The 17,997-nt window shown below is 45.3% G+C and carries 13 protein-coding genes; 1 reads left to right on the top strand and 12 read right to left on the bottom strand.

Annotated elements, in window-relative coordinates; translation table 11 throughout:
* Window positions 1-59: 59 nt before the first annotated feature.
* From CPIN_RS18065 to CPIN_RS18030, 7 genes are all read right to left on the bottom strand, one after another.
* The gene (locus CPIN_RS18065; protein WP_012791272.1) at window positions 60-662 is read right to left on the bottom strand and encodes an LURP-one-related family protein; all 603 of its coding nucleotides are present in this window, start codon (window positions 660-662) and stop codon (window positions 60-62) included.
* A 390-nt stretch (window positions 663-1,052) separates the two neighbouring features.
* Window positions 1,053-2,777 (bottom strand): CocE/NonD family hydrolase, encoded by a 1,725-nt coding sequence (locus CPIN_RS18055; protein WP_012791270.1) that lies wholly within the window; start codon window positions 2,775-2,777, stop codon window positions 1,053-1,055.
* A 75-nt stretch (window positions 2,778-2,852) separates the two neighbouring features.
* On the bottom strand, window positions 2,853-4,385 hold the full coding sequence (locus CPIN_RS18050; protein ID WP_012791269.1) for a RagB/SusD family nutrient uptake outer membrane protein: 1,533 nt from the start codon (window positions 4,383-4,385) through the stop codon (window positions 2,853-2,855).
* A gap of 25 nt (window positions 4,386-4,410) precedes the next feature.
* Window positions 4,411-7,929 (bottom strand): SusC/RagA family TonB-linked outer membrane protein, encoded by a 3,519-nt coding sequence (locus CPIN_RS18045; RefSeq protein ID WP_012791268.1) that lies wholly within the window; start codon window positions 7,927-7,929, stop codon window positions 4,411-4,413.
* A 17-nt stretch (window positions 7,930-7,946) separates the two neighbouring features.
* Window positions 7,947-8,912, bottom strand: a complete 966-nt coding sequence (locus CPIN_RS18040; RefSeq protein WP_012791267.1) for a FecR family protein — start codon at window positions 8,910-8,912, stop codon at window positions 7,947-7,949.
* 15 nt (window positions 8,913-8,927) lie between these two features.
* Window positions 8,928-9,533 (bottom strand): RNA polymerase sigma factor, encoded by a 606-nt coding sequence (locus CPIN_RS18035; RefSeq protein ID WP_012791266.1) that lies wholly within the window; start codon window positions 9,531-9,533, stop codon window positions 8,928-8,930.
* Window positions 9,534-9,669: 136 nt separating this feature from the next.
* Window positions 9,670-10,869, bottom strand: a complete 1,200-nt coding sequence (locus tag CPIN_RS18030; protein WP_012791265.1) for a GTP-binding protein — start codon at window positions 10,867-10,869, stop codon at window positions 9,670-9,672.
* 224 nt (window positions 10,870-11,093) lie between these two features.
* Between CPIN_RS18030 and CPIN_RS18025 the strand changes: the two genes are divergently transcribed.
* Window positions 11,094-12,548, top strand: a complete 1,455-nt coding sequence (locus CPIN_RS18025; protein ID WP_012791264.1) for a S8 family peptidase — start codon at window positions 11,094-11,096, stop codon at window positions 12,546-12,548.
* Here the strand turns inward: CPIN_RS18025 and CPIN_RS18020 are convergent, their stop codons facing one another.
* From CPIN_RS18020 to CPIN_RS18000, 5 genes are all read right to left on the bottom strand, one after another.
* On the bottom strand, window positions 12,549-13,256 hold the full coding sequence (locus CPIN_RS18020) for a LytR/AlgR family response regulator transcription factor (protein WP_012791263.1): 708 nt from the start codon (window positions 13,254-13,256) through the stop codon (window positions 12,549-12,551).
* Window positions 13,228-14,316: a sensor histidine kinase gene (locus tag CPIN_RS18015; RefSeq protein WP_012791262.1), complete on the bottom strand. Its 1,089-nt coding sequence runs from the start codon at window positions 14,314-14,316 to the stop codon at window positions 13,228-13,230. Before CPIN_RS18015 ends, CPIN_RS18020 begins: the two co-directional genes overlap by 29 nt.
* Window positions 14,317-14,337: 21 nt before the next feature.
* Window positions 14,338-15,555 (bottom strand): acyltransferase family protein, encoded by a 1,218-nt coding sequence (locus CPIN_RS18010; RefSeq protein WP_012791261.1) that lies wholly within the window; start codon window positions 15,553-15,555, stop codon window positions 14,338-14,340.
* Between the two features lie 88 nt (window positions 15,556-15,643).
* Window positions 15,644-17,059, bottom strand: a complete 1,416-nt coding sequence (locus tag CPIN_RS18005; protein WP_012791260.1) for a PD40 domain-containing protein — start codon at window positions 17,057-17,059, stop codon at window positions 15,644-15,646.
* Window positions 17,060-17,070: 11 nt separating this feature from the next.
* A complete protein-coding gene (locus CPIN_RS18000) occupies window positions 17,071-17,997 on the bottom strand; it encodes a PorP/SprF family type IX secretion system membrane protein (RefSeq protein WP_012791259.1) in 927 nt (308 codons plus the stop codon).

Below are 17,997 nucleotides of genomic sequence, written 5' to 3'. Positions count from 1 at the left end.
CGGTAAATAAAAAAGGGATGGCACATGTGTATGTGCCATCCCTTTACTCATATCTTTTGTTATTTGGACTCTTTCAATACCATATCAATGGTGATAGCACCCGCTACGATAGCCATTTTATTGATATCTTCCGGACATTCTTCGGCAATGGTCACACGGTATTTATCCGCAGTAGTGAACACTTCCTTAAATGCACCTGCCCATTTCTTGGTGATCGCACCCAGTTCTTTTTCATTTTTGTCCACGATCTTGAAGTTCCAGGCTTTCCAGTCGCCTTTGATCTCTGCCAGCACTTCTCCGTTAGCATCCAGGATATGAAACAGGGGCTTCATGAATTTGAATTTCTGTTTAATACCACCAACAGGTACACCATTCATATCACGGATTTCGATCTTGGACATCCAGAAAGTCCATCCACGATGTATAGAAGCCACTACCTGTTCATTGGCATCGGCAATATTCAATGTAAAGGGAAACATGGCTTTACTCAGAAATAGGCGGAGGAATTTGTGGAGCAGGGGTACTTCCTGGCGGATATTTCCGATCTGCTGTCCATCCTGATTAAATACTTTATAAGCGTTCGCAAATTTCAGCAGACCAACTTTTTCATCAATAAAGAAATCATCATACTGAAAGAATTCGGGTAATTTCGTCTGTCCCATGAGGTTTATCAAGTTCTGGTTATAGAATGCCGCAAATATATACAAAAAAGGATGAATATCAGCGGATTTAAGTATTCAAGCTGTATCCTGATTTTTATACAAACATTACAATCCTTAAATTGCAGTAAGCAGTATTGAGTTATGGAAAAACGCCCGGCCCCTGACAGAAGCGACTTTATCAAGTGGATTAAACGTATAGGCTTCTGGGGATTTATCTTCTTTCTGGTCAAAGGCCTTTTGTGGCTGGCGGTAGGATACTTTCTTATAAAGTAATAGTGTCAAAAGATAACGAATTAAGAATTAGGAATTAACAATTAAGAATTGGAATGCAGCGGAGATCTTCGCGATAATTCTTAATTGTTAATTGTTAATTCTTAATTCTTAATTTCTTCACATCACGGGAATGCTTATATGCGATTCCGGGTAGAAGTGTATTTCATGCATTAAAGCGTCCAGTAAGGTCTGCTGACTGACATCCTTTGCGGCGCCATAGTTCTTTTGCCAGTAAAGATTAGCGGCCGGACTGATCGTCATTACGATACGGCTGCCTTTTTTTAACTGTTTACACATCCAGGCCGGGTTCTCCAGACTGATATGCCGGGTCTCATTTTCCTTCCAGAATACCGGTTTGGCCTTATCAATACTTAATGAGAGTCGTTGGGCCGTATTCGCCAGCGGCCATCGTTTACCTTCGCTGTCTACTTCCCACCAGCTAAACATCAGGTCTGCATCAGGCGTACCGGACGATAGCCAGAGGTCAGCCGTAATACTTCCGTTCAGTATCATATCATGATCCAGTGGCGGCGTAGTGAGTGTCAACAGGTATTTCTTTTTAAATACAGCTTCTGATACCAGGGAGCTGGTTCCATCGTAAATGATAAGCGTATCGTCAACAGTATCTGCTGCATCAAAAGACAATACCAGCGGCTTCTTCCCTCCTCTCTTCCGTATACTCATGGCCTCTTCCTGCCTGGAAGGCAGATAGTAGGTCAGTGTGTCCCTGTTCATTTTTTCAAGTGAGGGGAAATAATGCCATTTATTTTCTCCCATAGCAAATACCGAGATCCTGTCCTGTAAAAAAGCCGGTTTAGGCCCATCCTTAAGGGTATAATTGAACCAATCCAGCACCAGTTGCTTCTGATCTACCATGGCTACCGTATCAATTTCGTAGGGAGGTATCGGATTTCTGCGTTTGCCTCCTTGCCCCCCGGCATGGTCAAAAGGACCGATAAACAGATAATGTTCTTTCACACCAGCTGCGGGACCATATTTATTATGCATGTTATAGTAATAGATAGCCCCCCGCTGATCATCATCAAAATAACCCGTTGTAGTGAGGATCGGGATATTAATACGGGAGAACTCTTCCTGTGTGGGCGTCATCTGTTGCCAGTATTCATCATTTCCCGGATGCTGGATCCAGCGCTGAAAGATGGTATCCATGCCGCTTCCTTCCAGATTATCCAATTCACTGAAAGGCATTCCCCGTAACAGGTAATCAGTGTTCAGCTGCTTCCATTTCTTTTCATCAAGAAAAGTTGCGTCATCGAGATAATGGTTATTACGGACGTATTTCAGCCATTGCAGCATGTAAGTAAGAAAGATGCCGCCAGGATTGGGATAATCGATACCAGGGCCTACAGCGACCTGCGGAACGATGGTTTTAAGGGCAGGATGTATCTTTTTAACCGTTGCCCATTGTGCGAAGCCCAGATAAGAACCACCGTACATAGCGATCTTTCCGTTACACCAGGACTGTTTACTGATCCAGTCGATAGCCGCGTAGTTGTCGGCAGCATCATTTTCCATAGGATAAAAACTACCGCTGGAACGGGACTTCCCCCGGTTATAGACAAAAACGCCTGCATAACCGCTATCTGCTACATACTGGGCTCTCAGTGTATCATATTTAGAGGGATAACAGTTGGCACGCAATACGACCGGTAAGGGCAATTTAGCCCCTTCCTGGTACAATAACATACAACTCAGCACGGTCCCATCTTTCAATGGAATTTCCAGTGTACTGTCTATCACATATCGCTTTTGTTGTGCGGAGAGCAGGCTGCCATATAGCAGGAAACAGGTTACAATCAGCAGAGCAGGTTTCAGTCGCATGGTGTTCATTTGGGTGAAGGGAAACCCAATATAATAAAAAAAGGAGAAGCATTACGCTTCTCCTTTTAACTGCTCTTAATATCCCGGATTCTGATACATCTTTTCAGGATTCAGCTTATATTCATCGAACGGGATCGGGTAATAACGGTCCTTCTTAGAGAAGTTTGCCACTTTAGCAATGCCGAAGTAAGTCTGGTCTTTCGCATGGAAGTAAGTCACAAGTTCATCTGTTGAGAACGTACGCAACAGATCGTACCAGCGGTGATTTTCGAAAGCCAGTTCAATGCGGCGCTCATGCAGGATCGCGAGTTTCAGCGAAGAGAACCTGCTGCTGTACGCGGTATTCTGCATAGATGTATTGTAATCAGGCATACCGGCTCTTGCACGTACCATATCCAGGTACTGAATTGCAGTGCCGTTGTCGCCAAGATACATGTTTACTTCCGCCAGCATCAGGATAATATCTGCATAGCGCATCAGGATAAAGTCATTACCACCATAACCATTTTTACCGGCGGCGTCGCTGGCGTCACGGAATTTAGTGATGAACCAGTCTTTTACGATATCAGCATTAGCATATTTGATAGAGAAATCTTTACGGAGATCGTTTGCCTCATATTCATTCACCAGATCGCCGGTTACGTTACCACCTACACCGGTCGCTACTTTCTGAGAGTTCACGGTTTCACCTTTTGCCTGGTTGTTGGCAGCGATGCTGGAAGAATAAGTCGCATCACCCTGTTTGTACACGATCTGGAAGATCAGTTCAGGGCAGGAGGATTTCTTCTCTACGCTGAATACGTCTGAATAAGGGATTTCTTTCAGCTGACCGAACTTACGCATATTGTAACAAGCGTCCAGGTATTGTTTTGCTTTGGTCAGGTTTTCAGTTTTCTTACCATTGTCAATCGTCAGGGCCATTGTCAGGTATACCTGTCCCAGTAACCCGTTGCCAGCAGCTTTGGATACTCTGCCTACGCTTGCGCCGGTCTGGAAATCAGGCAGCGGGCTGTTCACCACATCCAGCAGGTCATTTACGATCTGGCTGTATACAGCGGTATCTTTTGCACGGAAAGTAGCACCATCTACTTCTTCGAGCGTAGTCAGCTGTTTTGTTACCAAAGGAACATCTCCCCATTTACGCACCATATGAAAATAGATCAGTGCACGGAGGAATTTCGCTTCCGCAGCAAAGCCCTTCTTTGTGTTCTCGTTTGCGAAAGATACTTTATCGATATTAGTCAGTACCAGGTTCGCCCGGGAAATACACTTATACATATCTACCCAATGCGACTTGAGGTAGGTGTTACTTGACAGTAAAGAAAAATCTCCGAACTGAAAAGGTTCACCGGCGTTGGACTGGCTATCGTTACGACCGGTATTGTCAGAGCGCTCTTCCGTAAAGAGTCCGCTGCTTTCACCGATTGCATTGCTGCTTCTCAGTGACTGATATATACCATTTACCGCCAGTTGTACATCGTTTTCTGTCTGGAAGTATTCTGATACCGGCTGATTATTCGGATCAATCTGATTCAGGAAATCTTTATTACAGGCGGATGTTGCCAGCACAGTAGCAAAACCCAGTATTATTGCGAATCTATTCTTCATTTTTCAATGTTTAATCGTAAACGGATTAAAAGGCCAATTTAACACCAGCATTATAAGCACGTACCAGTGGGTACATACCGTAGTCTACACCCGGAGCAATGTTGCTACCGTTACCATAGTCTACTTCCGGATTGTAACCTTTGTATTTAGTGATGGTGAAGGCGTTGTCTACGCTTGCAAACAGGGTAGCTTTTGATACGCCCAGTTTCTGTTGCAGTGCATGGAATCTGAAATTATATCCCAGCATGATGTTCGTACATCTGAAGTAAGATCCATCCTGGAGATAGAAAGTAGACAGACGGGTGCTGTTGCTCTGCGTACCTGCACGGGAAGCACGGTATACGCTACCAGCGCCTGGCTGTGCATTGGAACGGAAACGTTGTGCTACGTCAGCATATTGGTTACCGGAACCTTCCATGTTATACAGGTAGTAATCCTGGCCATCCAGTACCTGATTGCCATAAGAACCGTTAAAGGAAGAAGAGAAATAGAAATCTTTGTAAGTAGCGGACAGGTTAAAGCCATAAGTGAACTTAGGATAAGGGCTGCCGATTACATCTTTATCTGCATCATTTACGACACCGTCGTCATTCTTATCATAGAAATACAGGTCGCCAGGGTGCATTGGGTTGGTGCTGGAAGCAGAGGGAGCCACTTTTTTGTAGTTTTCTTCTGTAGCAACGCCCAGTACTCTGAAACCGTAGAACATACCTACCGGCTGACCAGTCTGGATGATGTGTGTCAGGTAAGAACGCTCAGCACCTGCTTTGAAGATGGTATTCGCACCACCCATATCCAGTACCTTGTTACGATTTACAGAGATGTTACCGGTTAAGTTCAGGTTGAATTCTTTCGTCTGAATAACACGGCCATCGATCTGCAGGTCAATACCTCTGTTACGGATCTTGGAATCACGCAGGTTGGTGGTTACGGTGGTCGCGCCGGAGATAGCTGACACTGGTCTGTCAAACAGCAGGTTGTAAGAATAGCTCACATAGTAGTTGGCAATCACATTCAGACGGCCGTTGAGTAAACCCAGGTCCAGACCAGCATTGTACTGGGAAGTAGATTCCCATCCAATTTTCGGGTCTTTGATACCGTTTGCGAAAGTACCGGTATTGATAGTACCGTTGCCGAACGGCACACCAGCGGGCGTACCCATTACGGTAGCGGAGTTGTAGTTACCGATGTTGTTGTTACCACTCAGACCCCAGCTTGCACGCAGTTTCAGTGTAGAGTGCTGTCCCAGCCAGTCATTGTAGAATGATTCATTAGAGATATTCCAGCCGGCAGCTACTGAAGGGAAATTACCCCAACGGTTCTGCGGACCAAAACGGGAAGAAGCATCTGTACGGAAAGAGGCCGTCAGGTAATAACGGCTATCGTAGTTATAATTGATACGACCCAGGTAAGATACCAGTGTGTATACATATTTAGAAGCAGTAGTCAGTTTGAATAAGGCTGCATCAGCACCTTTCGCACTTACTTCCTGGATACGGTCATCCTGGAAACCTTCTGCTCTTATTTCAAGGATATCGCCAGTTGTTTTCTGTATGGTATAACCACCCAGTACATCCAGTTTATGTTTGTTGAATTGTTTGCTATAAGCAGCAGTGAACTCACCTAACTGATCCAGTTTATTAGTATTTTTTGCTCTTGCATTTGCCGCAGCTTTTGCCGCATCAGAATAGGGAGCGTTTACACCACTACTGAGACTGGTCGGATAATAGTAGTCATATTTCTCTGCATAGCTGGACATACCCAGGTTTGCTTTCAATGACAGTTCAGGTAATACCTGGTACACAGCATAACCATTATAGGTAGCGCGGTTACCATTACGACGGATATTGATTTCCTTCGCGATAGCCAGCGGGTTTTCAAAGCTATTATAACCATAGGTAGATGACAGTGCAGCTACTTCATTCTTTACAATGTTGCCATTATCATCATATGCACGGTAAGTAGGCAGCATCAGCAGCGCAGCCATGATCGGGTTGTGGTCCCAACGGCCTTCTTCTGTTTCCCTATTCTGGTTATTGGTATACGAAACGTTCATACCAGCTTTCAGTTTAGGGTTGATCTGTCCGTCCACATTTGCACGGAAGTTGATCTTTTTCAGACCGGTATTTAAGATAATACCATCCTGGTTCTGGTAACCACCGCTGATATAGTATTTTACTTCTTTGCTGCCACCGGAGAATGACAGGTTATGACGGCTGAACATCGCGTTACGGTAGAGCAGGTCCTGCCAATCCGTGTTATACTGAGGCTTGATCACTTTCTGGTTAGCGAAGTCGTAGAACTTAGGATCAACACTCACTGCGTTTGCGTTACCTACTTTAGCGATACGTGTAGCATTATCATCAGAATACATCGCATCATTCCATTCTTTACCACCGTTCACCACGAAGTCATGATAAGAGTTATTTCTACCATCGATCATCAGCTGTGCAAACTCTTCTGAGTTCAGCAGTTTCACTTTTTTACCCAGCTGGTTGATACCGGTTTGCAGGTCATACTGGAACTTACCTTTCCCTTCTTTACCACGTTTGGTAGTGATCAGTACCACACCACCCGAAGCACGGGAACCGTAGATCGCAGCAGAAGCCGCATCTTTCAGGATGTCGATAGACTCAATATCTTCCGGGTTAATGAACACGTCATTGTCCATCGGAAAACCATCCACCACATACAGCGGATCGGAGCTTGCGTTGATGGAACCCACACCACGTACACGGATCTTGGTGCTGGCGTAAGGAGCGCCGCTTACCTGGGAGATCTGTACACCAGCTACTTTACCTACCAGGGCCTGTCCTACGGAAGGGCTGGTCAGGTTCAGTTCACTTGCTTTCACACTGGAGATTGCACCAGTCACGTCGCTTTTTCTAACAGACTGGTAACCGATTGCTACGATCTCTTTCAACTGGCTGTTCTGTACTTTCAGCTGTACGTTCATCAGGGCTTTGTCACCTACAGTCACTTCCTGTGGCGCATAACCGATGAAGTTGTAGACCAGTACATCGCCGGTATTAACGGCAATAGAATAACGGCCATTTACATCAGTGGTGGTATTCCTCTTACTTATTTTTTCATGAATGCTGACACCAGGTACCGGCTGATTGTTTTCATCCGTTACAGTACCGGTAATGGTGATAGGCGTTGCAGCAGCAGCAATGATAGGCGCCACCGCTTGTTCAATGATCCTTCTTTTTTCCAGTTTCAGGAAGATGTGGTTTTCATCTACCTGTTTTACGGTACCCTGATAATTCTTCAGCAATACCTGAAATACGGTTGCCAGCGTTACATCGTCGGCTTTGTAGTTAACAGTCTCCATGCCATTTACTGCACTGGCGTTATAATTTACGGAGAGACCTGTTTTTTGTTCTATCAGCACGAACACATTCTTTAGTGGCTGATCTTTAACATTCAGACTGATACGCGCGTTACGCACGGCAACAGTGATGTACTCATGATTCAGATCGTTGGCGAAACTGATCAGGTGAGTGAAAAGAAATAAGACAAGAAGGCGTAATTGCTTCTTCATTGTTGGCGCATTACATTTTATTCGCATGACGCAATGTTGATTTTAATTTCATTGTTGTTTACCTGGTAAGAGATTCCTGACAGCTGCTCTAATAGTAGCAGGGCCTTGTTTAATGGTTCATTCTTTAACTGTAATGTGTAGCGGCATTGTCTCCTGGCCGTACCTGTGAGCATGATGTGTATATTGTATTGTCTTTCGAGTACCTGAGCGATTTCCGCGATAGTTGCCTGATCGAAGAACAGCTTATTTTGTTGCCATCCGGCAATATCTTCTGCGTTACATGGCTTCAGTTCATGTTTGCCTGTACCAGCATTATAGGTCAGCAACTGGTCTTTTTCTATACCAGTAGCGAGTATCTCTGTATGTTGCTGTTGTTGCTTTTCGACACGCACCTTTCCGCTGAGTACCGCTACCTGTAAAGCGGCATCCCCGGGATATGCCTTTATGTCAAATACGGTACCCAGCACCACTGTGCGAAGGCTTCCGGTATGCACTATAAAAGGCTGTTTAATATTCTGTCTGATATCGAAAGTGCCCTGACCCGACAAGGTCAGTTCTCTGCGTTCCTGGCCGAAATCGGAAGGAATGATAACAGAAGAAGCTGCATTCAGCGTCAGCTGACTTCCATCCGGCAGTGTTACGTTTTTCCGTTCTCCTTTACCGGTGGAGATGGCAGCATAGGTTACCGCAACCGGTGTTTTTGTATTGAAACGGAACAGGAATAGCAGACCGGTAAGTGCCAGTACCACCAATGCTGCCGCAGCATATAAGATATATCTGAGTTTGCCTTTCGGCGGGAAGAGCGAATGCATGACGTTCACTACGACTTCATTGGCGGCGGCTGTCATGGCGTCATTATCGGGCAGCTCTTCAAAACTGTCGAGCCATGCTTCTACCTGAGCAATCTCCTCCGGTGTGCATTGACCGGCTCTGTATTTTTTTAAAAGCGCGAATAGTTCTGCTTTGTCTGATGATGTTCCCATTCATCAGTATAGTCCTCAGAAGTAAAAAGTGGTACCGTTAAGGAATTGTAAACTCAATGTTAACAGAATGTAAACTAAAGTAAAGAAGTACGCAGCCAGGCGAAGACGGATACGTTTAAGTGCCATCGAGAGATTATTTTTCACTGTTTGCTCGGAGAGGCCGTATTCCTGGGCGATTTCGGGTATTGACTTGGATTCCCATCTGCTGGACACGAAGATCTTACGCATGGTCTCGTTCATCTTTGAGATCTCTGTTTCTACTTCTTCTTTTATTTCCAGCGATATGAGTTGATTCTCTACAGGATACGTGGTTGGTTCGTCTTTTTCTTCAAGTGTAGTATTACGGGCCAGGGCTTTTTTATTACCGACCTGCCAGTCTATGATCGCATAGTGAACAGAGCGTTTCAGGTATGCGGCGATATTATTAATCGTATGACGGTTCTTCCAGCAGGAAATAAATATCTCCTGCAAAAGATCTTTTGCATCATGTTCATTGCGGATGCGTGTATATATGTATTTATACAGCTGTACATTGTATCTATACATGATCGCCTCAAATGCTTTCTCGTCGTCAGTTTGCGCGAGTGATAGTAATTCGGCGTCTGTCAGATTCTCCATCATAAAAGTTGGCTGAAGTGCAGCGCGAAATTAAAAAGCAAGGCTTTAGTTGCATGTTATGTTTACGTTAACTGGGCGCAAACACAGTGTGGGCCGGCCAAAAGACCAGCCCAGTCCTTCATCATCTCTGTCAGGTTGCCTATAGCGGGAACTCGTCCCGGAAAGTCCCTCCTATTTCCATTTTTGCGATCTCATTGTCATCACAAAGACAATCTTCGAGCTCTTTTACAATAGCGTCTCTGTCAAGTGTGCGTCCGATGATTACAAGTTCATTCTGGCGATCACCGAAACGTTTATCCCATCGTTTTTCAATTTCCTGTTGGTTATCAAGGAAGGAAACATATCGTATCCTGTCTTTATAAGGCATACTATCCCACCATACACCGGCACGTTCTGCCCGCAGACTCCCACCTGCCTGACTCCAGTTCAGGGCTTCATCCCTGCGGGAAGCCAGCCAGAAAAGTCCTTTACTGCGAATGATATTGGAATGCCACTCCTGGTTTAAGTAAGTCCAGAAGCGTTCCGGATGAAAAGGACGGCGGCTGCGGTACACAAAACTACTGATACCGTATTCTTCTGTCTCTGGTGTATGCGCAGGTTTGTGGAGTTCTTCTATCCATCCTGCCTGCTGACTGGTTTCTTCGAAATCAAACAGACTGGTATTTAAAATACTATGCAGGTCTACTTTTCCAAATGAAGCGTCGACAATATGTGCGCCGGCATTCATTTTTTTGATCACCGCGTGCAGCATACCCAATTCTTCTGCTGTGACAAGATCTGTTTTGTTCAGGATGATCACATTGGCGAATTCGATCTGATCAGTGAGCAGATTGACAATTGTCCTGTAATCGCCTTCCATATCGGTAATCTGTCGGTCCTGTAAGGTTTCGATGCTGCTGAAATCGCGGATGAAATTAAACGCATCGACCACTGTTACCAATGTGTCCAGCCTTGACAACCTGCTCAGATCAGTACCTGTTGTTTCATCCTGGTAGGTAAATGTCTGCGCGACAGGTAATGGCTCGCTGATACCAGAACTTTCGATCAGGAGATAATCGAAACGGCCTTCTTTTGCCAGTCTTTCCACTTCTATCAGCAGGTCTTCCCGCAACGTACAACAGATACAACCGTTACTCATCTCTACCAGTTTTTCTTCCGTTCTATGTAATGTCTGCTCGTTCCTTACGAGTTGGGCATCTACATTCACTTCGCTCATGTCATTGACGATGACAGCCACTTTCATCCCCTGTTTATTATGCAGGACATGATTGAGCAAAGTAGTCTTACCAGCACCGAGAAAGCCACTCAGCACAGTAACAGGTAATCTGTTCGTTGTCATATTATGTGTAGTTATTAATAAGATTCCTCACCAGATGAAGACATCCGGCAGTAGCTGAATGGTAGTTATATGACCATTCTTATAATTGCATCATTGTTGCAAATGTAGAGTTTTTATTCATAAAACCAAATCTTAAAAATGATTTTGCCACCCTCGATAAAAAGGCGTAAATTCTAATAACCACGTTAGAGAGTCAGGATTGTTAACTAATAAAAACCGAACATATGAGGACCCCTTATTTTATGATGGTGGGCGTAGCGTTCGTACTTTTTACGTCTTGCCGTAAAACAGATACTCCTTATACTGTGCCACCTGCACAGGAAAATCCAGAGGAGGTCATTTCAAAATCAGCTATCAATGCGTTTGTGCATCAGCAACTGGAAACCTATGGTTATTTCGACTGGAAGATGGCTAGTGATACGATGGTATGGAGTGCGTTATTACATGGAGATAGTATATTATCGGTGGGTTATACAACAAATAGTAACGCTGATGAAGTATTACAGCTGACAGGTCAGCAGATGGCTTTACTACGGCCCGTGCGGACAGCTACGAGTGACAAATTACATTTTATGCAACTGCATGTCAGCAGTTATGCGACAGTGAAAGCGCTGCGTTCATCTGCGAAGATCCGTTACGCGGAACCGGTCGGATATGGTAATTACATGCGGGATGTGAATCCGAGGGACGCGGCAGCAGCCTCTGATATTCTGACCTCTGGATGCGGCTATAATAACGCTAAAACGGACCTTGTTGCCGGTACGGATTATACGGTCATCTCCCCCGCTGCAAAGCTATCCTGGAACTATGGTTACCATCGCATTGAACAGGCATGGCAGCGATCAACCGGACAACGCATAAAGGTCATGATCATTGATACAGGTGTCAGTCCGCAGCAGGAAAATCTCGGCAGCGCCTTTAATCAGGGACTATCCACGGGGAGAACCATTCAAAAACTAGGTACCTACAACAGCAGTCCCGATGATCCCTGTGGACATGGCACCAGTATGGCGGGTGTACTGGCAGGACCAAGGGGTACCGACGGCAATACAGCAGGTATTGCGTACAACTGCGACCTGGCGATCGTACATGCAGCAGAAAACGTGGTACTGCTGTCTACGGCCGCCATTAACGGTGTTACGTATGCCTATGTGCAGGGAGCGGATGACCCAGCAGTGAAAATTATCAGCATGAGTATGGGTACGCTTTTCAGTTCGGGGCAGATCAAAGACGCCCTGGTCTATGCTTATAGTAAGCAGAAACTGATGTTCTGTGCGGCGGGTACGTCTACTTCTTTCTTTGCCGGCTTTGTCGGTGTTATATTCCCGGCCAATCAGCCACAGGTAGTGGCAGTCACCGGTATGAAAGACAACCTGAAAGACAGGTGTGATAATTGCCATACCGGCAGCAAAGTGGATTTTGCCATTGTCATGCAGAAATCATCCGGCAGGAATCCGCTCAGTATTGCGATGAACGGAGATGCACCGTCTACTGTCGGCGGTTCATCCGTAGCGACTGCAAGTTGTGCTGCCATTGCCGCATTGGTATGGAGTAAATATCCCTCCTATCCGAGGGATAGCATTATTGCCAGGATGGCGAGAGCTTCCGGATTTGCCAACAGCAGAAGCAGTAAATTCGGTTGGGGTATTATCAATGCCGATGCAGCTGTAGGTTATTGATCATCTTTTAAGGATCCTGTTCTGCAGGATCCTTTCCATGATCTCTTCCTTCTGATAACGGGACACTGGCACCTGATACCCGCCCAGTAGCAATACATTACCTTCTATGGCGTCTATTTTGTCAATGGCTGCTATATAAGACTTATGCGGTTGTATAAACTTATCTGCCGGCAGGTGTTCCTGCAGCATCTTCAGGGTCAGGTGCGTTATCATCTTTTTCTGCTTCGTATGGATGGTAATATAATTTTCCATGCCTTCGGCAAATAAGATGTCTTCTACCAGGACCTTTTCCAGCTTACTGTCTACTTTGATAAAAAAGTAGTCCTCCCGTGGTTTCACCTGCTCCTGCAGATTGAAATAATCAAAGGCTTTATTGGCTGCCCGGAGAAAGCGGTCCAGCGAAATAGGCTTCAACAGGTAATCCAATACTTCCAGTTCATATCCCTGCATCGCATATTTCTCATATGCGGTGGTAAATATTACTTTCGGTGGATGAGCCAGCGTTTTCAACAACTCTATTCCGGACAGATAAGGCATTTCTATATCGAGAAATAAGAGATCCACTTGTTCTTTTTTAAGAAAAGTGTTCAGTTCGACGGCGCTTTCGCATACCGCTACTAATTCCAGGAAATCTATCTGACTGATATAGCCTTGTAGTCCTTTTCTTGCATAGGGTTCATCATCTGTGATGACGCATCTGATCTTCATCTTCTTCCATTGTTACAGTTTGATAAGCAACCGCTTCCGGTTGTATGGACAATGCAGCTTTAAATGTACGTTCCGTTTTGCTGATATCAAAGGTATGTTTACCTGGATACAACAGCTGTAAACGTCTTTTGAGATTTTCTAATCCGATTCCACCCGCGCGGGTTGACATTGCTATTTTGGGTATGGCATTTTCGACGATAAAGTGAATAGTCTCTTTCTTCAACGTAGCAGTAATGTTGATCCAGTACTCCCCTCCTACATATTTAAACGCGTTTTCTACCAGGGGAAACAGCAGCAAGGGGTACACTTCCTGGTCATATAACTCCGGATCGAATTGTACGTTCAGCACCAACTTATCAGAAGCCCTCACTTTCTGGAGATTGATAAAACTATGCAGGTATTGTATTTCGTGGCGGATAGAAACGGTTTGCTGCTGATCGTAGAGCTGATAGCGCAACAGTTCGGAGAACTGTTCAACACTCTTTTTAGCGGCACTTACATCTTCATCCATCTGGAAATAGATTGTATTCAGTGCATTAAAAATAAAATGCGGATGCAGCTGTGATTTGAGGAATTTAAGCTCTGCCTGTAACTGATCATTCATGACTTCCTGTAGTTTGACTTTATTGCTGACATAAGCCTGCAGGAAATAGTTGGTTCTGCTTACACCGTAATAAATAAGAGAATACAGCAACGGAATCAGGTTGATATCAGCCACGTCATACCACTGCAAACCATCATCTGTGAGCGCAGCCCAGGGCATTAATGTAATGTTTTGAAATATAAGCGTCGCCACTGAAATGATCAGCAGTTCTTTCAGCATCCGCCTGCGGTAATTGTTTTCATTACTCCAGTGTTTATCAAAATACCTGTACAGGCGATGATGTATGGCGAGCAACAGATACCCGGACAGGAAGGAAAGTGAGAACTCCCATCCGTTTAGAAAAAACGGACGTTCCCAGAACTTCATCCCTGTCACAGTATCCAGCAATAGCCGGATACTGAGATAGTTGATCACTCCATAAAGACCGGGGAAAATATATTTGCGGAAAGTATTCATCAGTTTATTTCGGTTGAAAGATCAGGAAGCTGACAATAATGCCTGTTCATTTTGTATCACTAACTCATATTTTTGCTGTGTGTTCTTCTTTACAGGCTTCATACCAAACAGAAAGCGGGTAATATTATACGGGCGGATCAACAGATGATAAATGCTCATTGACGATATAAAGGTCGTAATTACGATGAATATATACTTCGCGCCGATGGTATCTGTTGTTTTTACTACATAAAATGCCAGTATGACGATGATTGTCTGATGCAATATATAAAAAGGATAGACAGCCTGGTTAATATAGTTCAGTGATGAATGCTGTTTGTTCAGGTATTTTTTACCATAACCGACCAGTGCGAATACCCATGCCCATCCGCAGAAAGCCCTCAGCGCCAGGAACGCATAAGTACGTGGATCCTGTTTCCAGCTGTTGAGCACATCCCATGGCTGCAGATCATTCCAACGGAAATAATTGATTGTAACAATGGAAAGAAACGCCATCAGGAGTGCGAAATGCCTGTTTCTCTCCAGACTATCCATCAAAGCGGGTTGTGTAATGCAGATAAACCCTGGAATCAGAAAGCAGAGCCAGTAGAAGAAATAACACCAGTCATGCACCAGGTCGTTTGTTTCCGGGAATTGCAGGGTCAGGGAGGCATATATGATCATCCCCGGTAAGGCGAGCAGATAGACACGTTTGCCTTTGGCCAGCCATAACAGTCTGTCGCGAAAGTGATGTGCCCTGGGGGAGATGATCCAGACGAACAATGGTGCGCAGATAATATCATATATCAGCAGGTAAGCGACGAACCACAGATGATGCCAGCTGAGGTTTCCTTTGGGATAGGCGCCGGATGTGAACATTTCCCTGTAAAACTGCCAGAAGTTGCCGGTATAACCTTGTGTCACCCTTTCCAGGTAGACCTGCGGCGGTACGACCACCAATATGGCCAGTAAGACAGGGATCAGCAGTCTCCTGGTACGCAATGCTACAAAGCCCCCACCCGATCTGTTCTGCAACATGAAATAGCTGACCGTACCGGAAATAAAAAACAACAGGGGCATACGGAAAAGGTGCATAAAGAACACGAGTTCCAGGAAGAGATTGCTGGTTTCTTTATTACGGATATGCCATTCCAGTTCTGCGCCGAAGGGCATGGAGGAATGGAAAATAAGTACGCCAAAGATGGCCAGGATACGTAGCCAATCAAGATATGCCTGTCTGGAGGAAGCGATTGTTTGCATAGCAGGGAATTTTTATGCTAAAATATCCCTGCCGGGAAAGGCGTTCAATTTTCTTTGACCTATGGCACAGATTTGCGGGTCAATAGCATTATTGACGTCCCATAGAGGGGTATATCCTCCAGAAAATGTAGATATCGTCATTTCCCCGTCTGTCTGAGCTGAAATAGCCCTTATTACCATTAGCCTCCATCAACATCCCAAAATCATTTTTAGAGCTGTTAAAGGGCACTCCTTCGTTCCTGGGGGCAGACAAGGGCTTATATGCGGAATCCAGGGTTACACTGAAGATATCCAGTCCGCCTAATCCCGGCCATTTATCCGAAGAGAAATAGAGGCGTCCTGCGGGGTCTATGTAAGGAAACATCTCGTTGCCACTGGTATTGATCAACGGACCGGCATTCATGGGTGGCCCCCAGCTGTTACCGGATTTACGGCAATAATAAATATCCTTCCCTCCGACGCCACCAGGCATATCCGAAGTGAAGAAAAGTACGTCTCCGTTAGGATGCAGGGCAGGTTGTCCGACGTTATAGTCTTTATTGTTATGGGGAAATGCGGGTTGTGGGATCCAATCTCCATAACGCATGACGTAAGTCTGCAGACGTAATCTGGATATATCCCCTTTCCCTTTGGAAGGCTCATTATATGTCACAATAATACTATCCCAGTTACGGCTGAAACTCACCGGACCTTCATGATAGCGTTTATTCAGTTTTGTATTAAAGGGCGTGATCATTTCCCGCGATAACTGGTTAGGGACGGCTACAAAGGTCGCCTGTGGGTTAGTGGATACCTTTTTACTGTCCCAGCTGCTTTCCGTACGACTGTCTACATTCCGGAGATCTTTAGAGGCGTAGCTGAGCACCTGTTCGAGTTCTTTGGTACGCAGACCGGCATCTTTTACCCTGGCGGTATCTACGACACGATATAAGGTCAGGAAGTCTCCGCCTGTCCAGGCGTTTGTTTGCCGGAATACTTTATTACGAGGTCTGTCGGATACGAATACCAGGCCAGCGCCATAGGTTACCGGGCAAAAATCAGCATAGCCACTGTTGATGTTCAACAGGGCTGTTTGCCAGTTGACAGAATCAGCTAACAGCGCATTGAGTCCGCCTTCATACAAACCAACTGTACTTTCCAGCTGCGGGTCCGGTTTGACGCTGTTTACCCATTTAAACTGGGTGGCAGCCGCTTTATACTGGCCATCCATTGCGAGCAACTGACCATAGCGGTAGCGGTAAGCAGTGTCAGCTACACGGGTGGTCAGCAGTTTATCGTACCAGTATAATGCTTTGGTGTATTGTTGCGTCTTATCATAACTGTCTGCCAGTTTAGCAATAGACGCTGCTGACAGTGAATCTCTCTTCATACTTTCCTGGTAATAGCCGATTGCTTCCGTGTAACGCATACCATCGTAGGCCCGTTCAGCATTCTTCAACTGACCATACCCTTTGAAAAATATCAAGCTAAGAAACAAAACTGTCAGCAAACGCATATATCTCATTCTGTTGTTTTTTAAAAATAGCGGGGAGATAGTACGCGACCTTTTTCCCATCCGAATTCATAACGTAACATGATCTCGTGCGTACCCTGGTTGTACTTCACCAACTTGGAGATGGTATGATCATATGCATAACCCAATCTGAACTGATCGTTGATCTGTACTTCCGCCATACCACAGATGGCATCACCCGTACGGTACGAAGCACCGACAGATATCACATCTCTGATCCAGAGGTTTGCATTGATATCCCATTGTACAGGCGCGCCTCTTACCGCTTTCACGAGTGTGGAAGGTTTAAGTTTGAGGTCTTCATTGAGATCAAACACATATCCGGCGATGAAAAAGAAGTGCATATACTTTTTGGCGACAACGTCTGCGCGGTAGTAAACGGCATCTTTCCGCAGGTAGCTTTTCACCAGATTGGGAATAGAGAACCCGGCATAAAACCTGTCAGAGTTATAGTAGATACCGGCGCCAAAGCAAGGCAGTAAGACGTTGATGTTCTGGGAAAAAGCCTGATCATCTTCATCGATCAGGTCTACTTTAGTGAGATCAGCCCTGAAATTGCTAAGACCACCCTGCAGACCAATAGCCAGGGACCCTTCATTTTCAAAACGGATGCGGTATGCGTAAGTAGCATAGAAGCCGGTGGTACGCATGATCCCTATTTTGTCATTAAATGCCTGTATACCCAATCCGACCTTATTATCGCGGGTAGCCATATCGAAGGAAAACGTGGAAGTTTCCGGTGCACCTTCAATTCCTACCCACTGACGCCGATAGAGCGCTGTAGCACTCAATACGCCACGACTGCCGGCATAGGCCGGGTTTACCCCCATCATATTGAACATATACTGGGAATACATCGCATCCTGTTGTGCCCTGACATCAGCAAGGCCCAGGATGAGACACGTTATTACGGCAAGAACTTGTTTCAT

This window comes from Chitinophaga pinensis DSM 2588 (assembly GCF_000024005.1).
GTDB classification, from domain to species: domain Bacteria; phylum Bacteroidota; class Bacteroidia; order Chitinophagales; family Chitinophagaceae; genus Chitinophaga; species Chitinophaga pinensis.
This window is presented reverse-complemented; position numbering and strand designations above follow the sequence as displayed.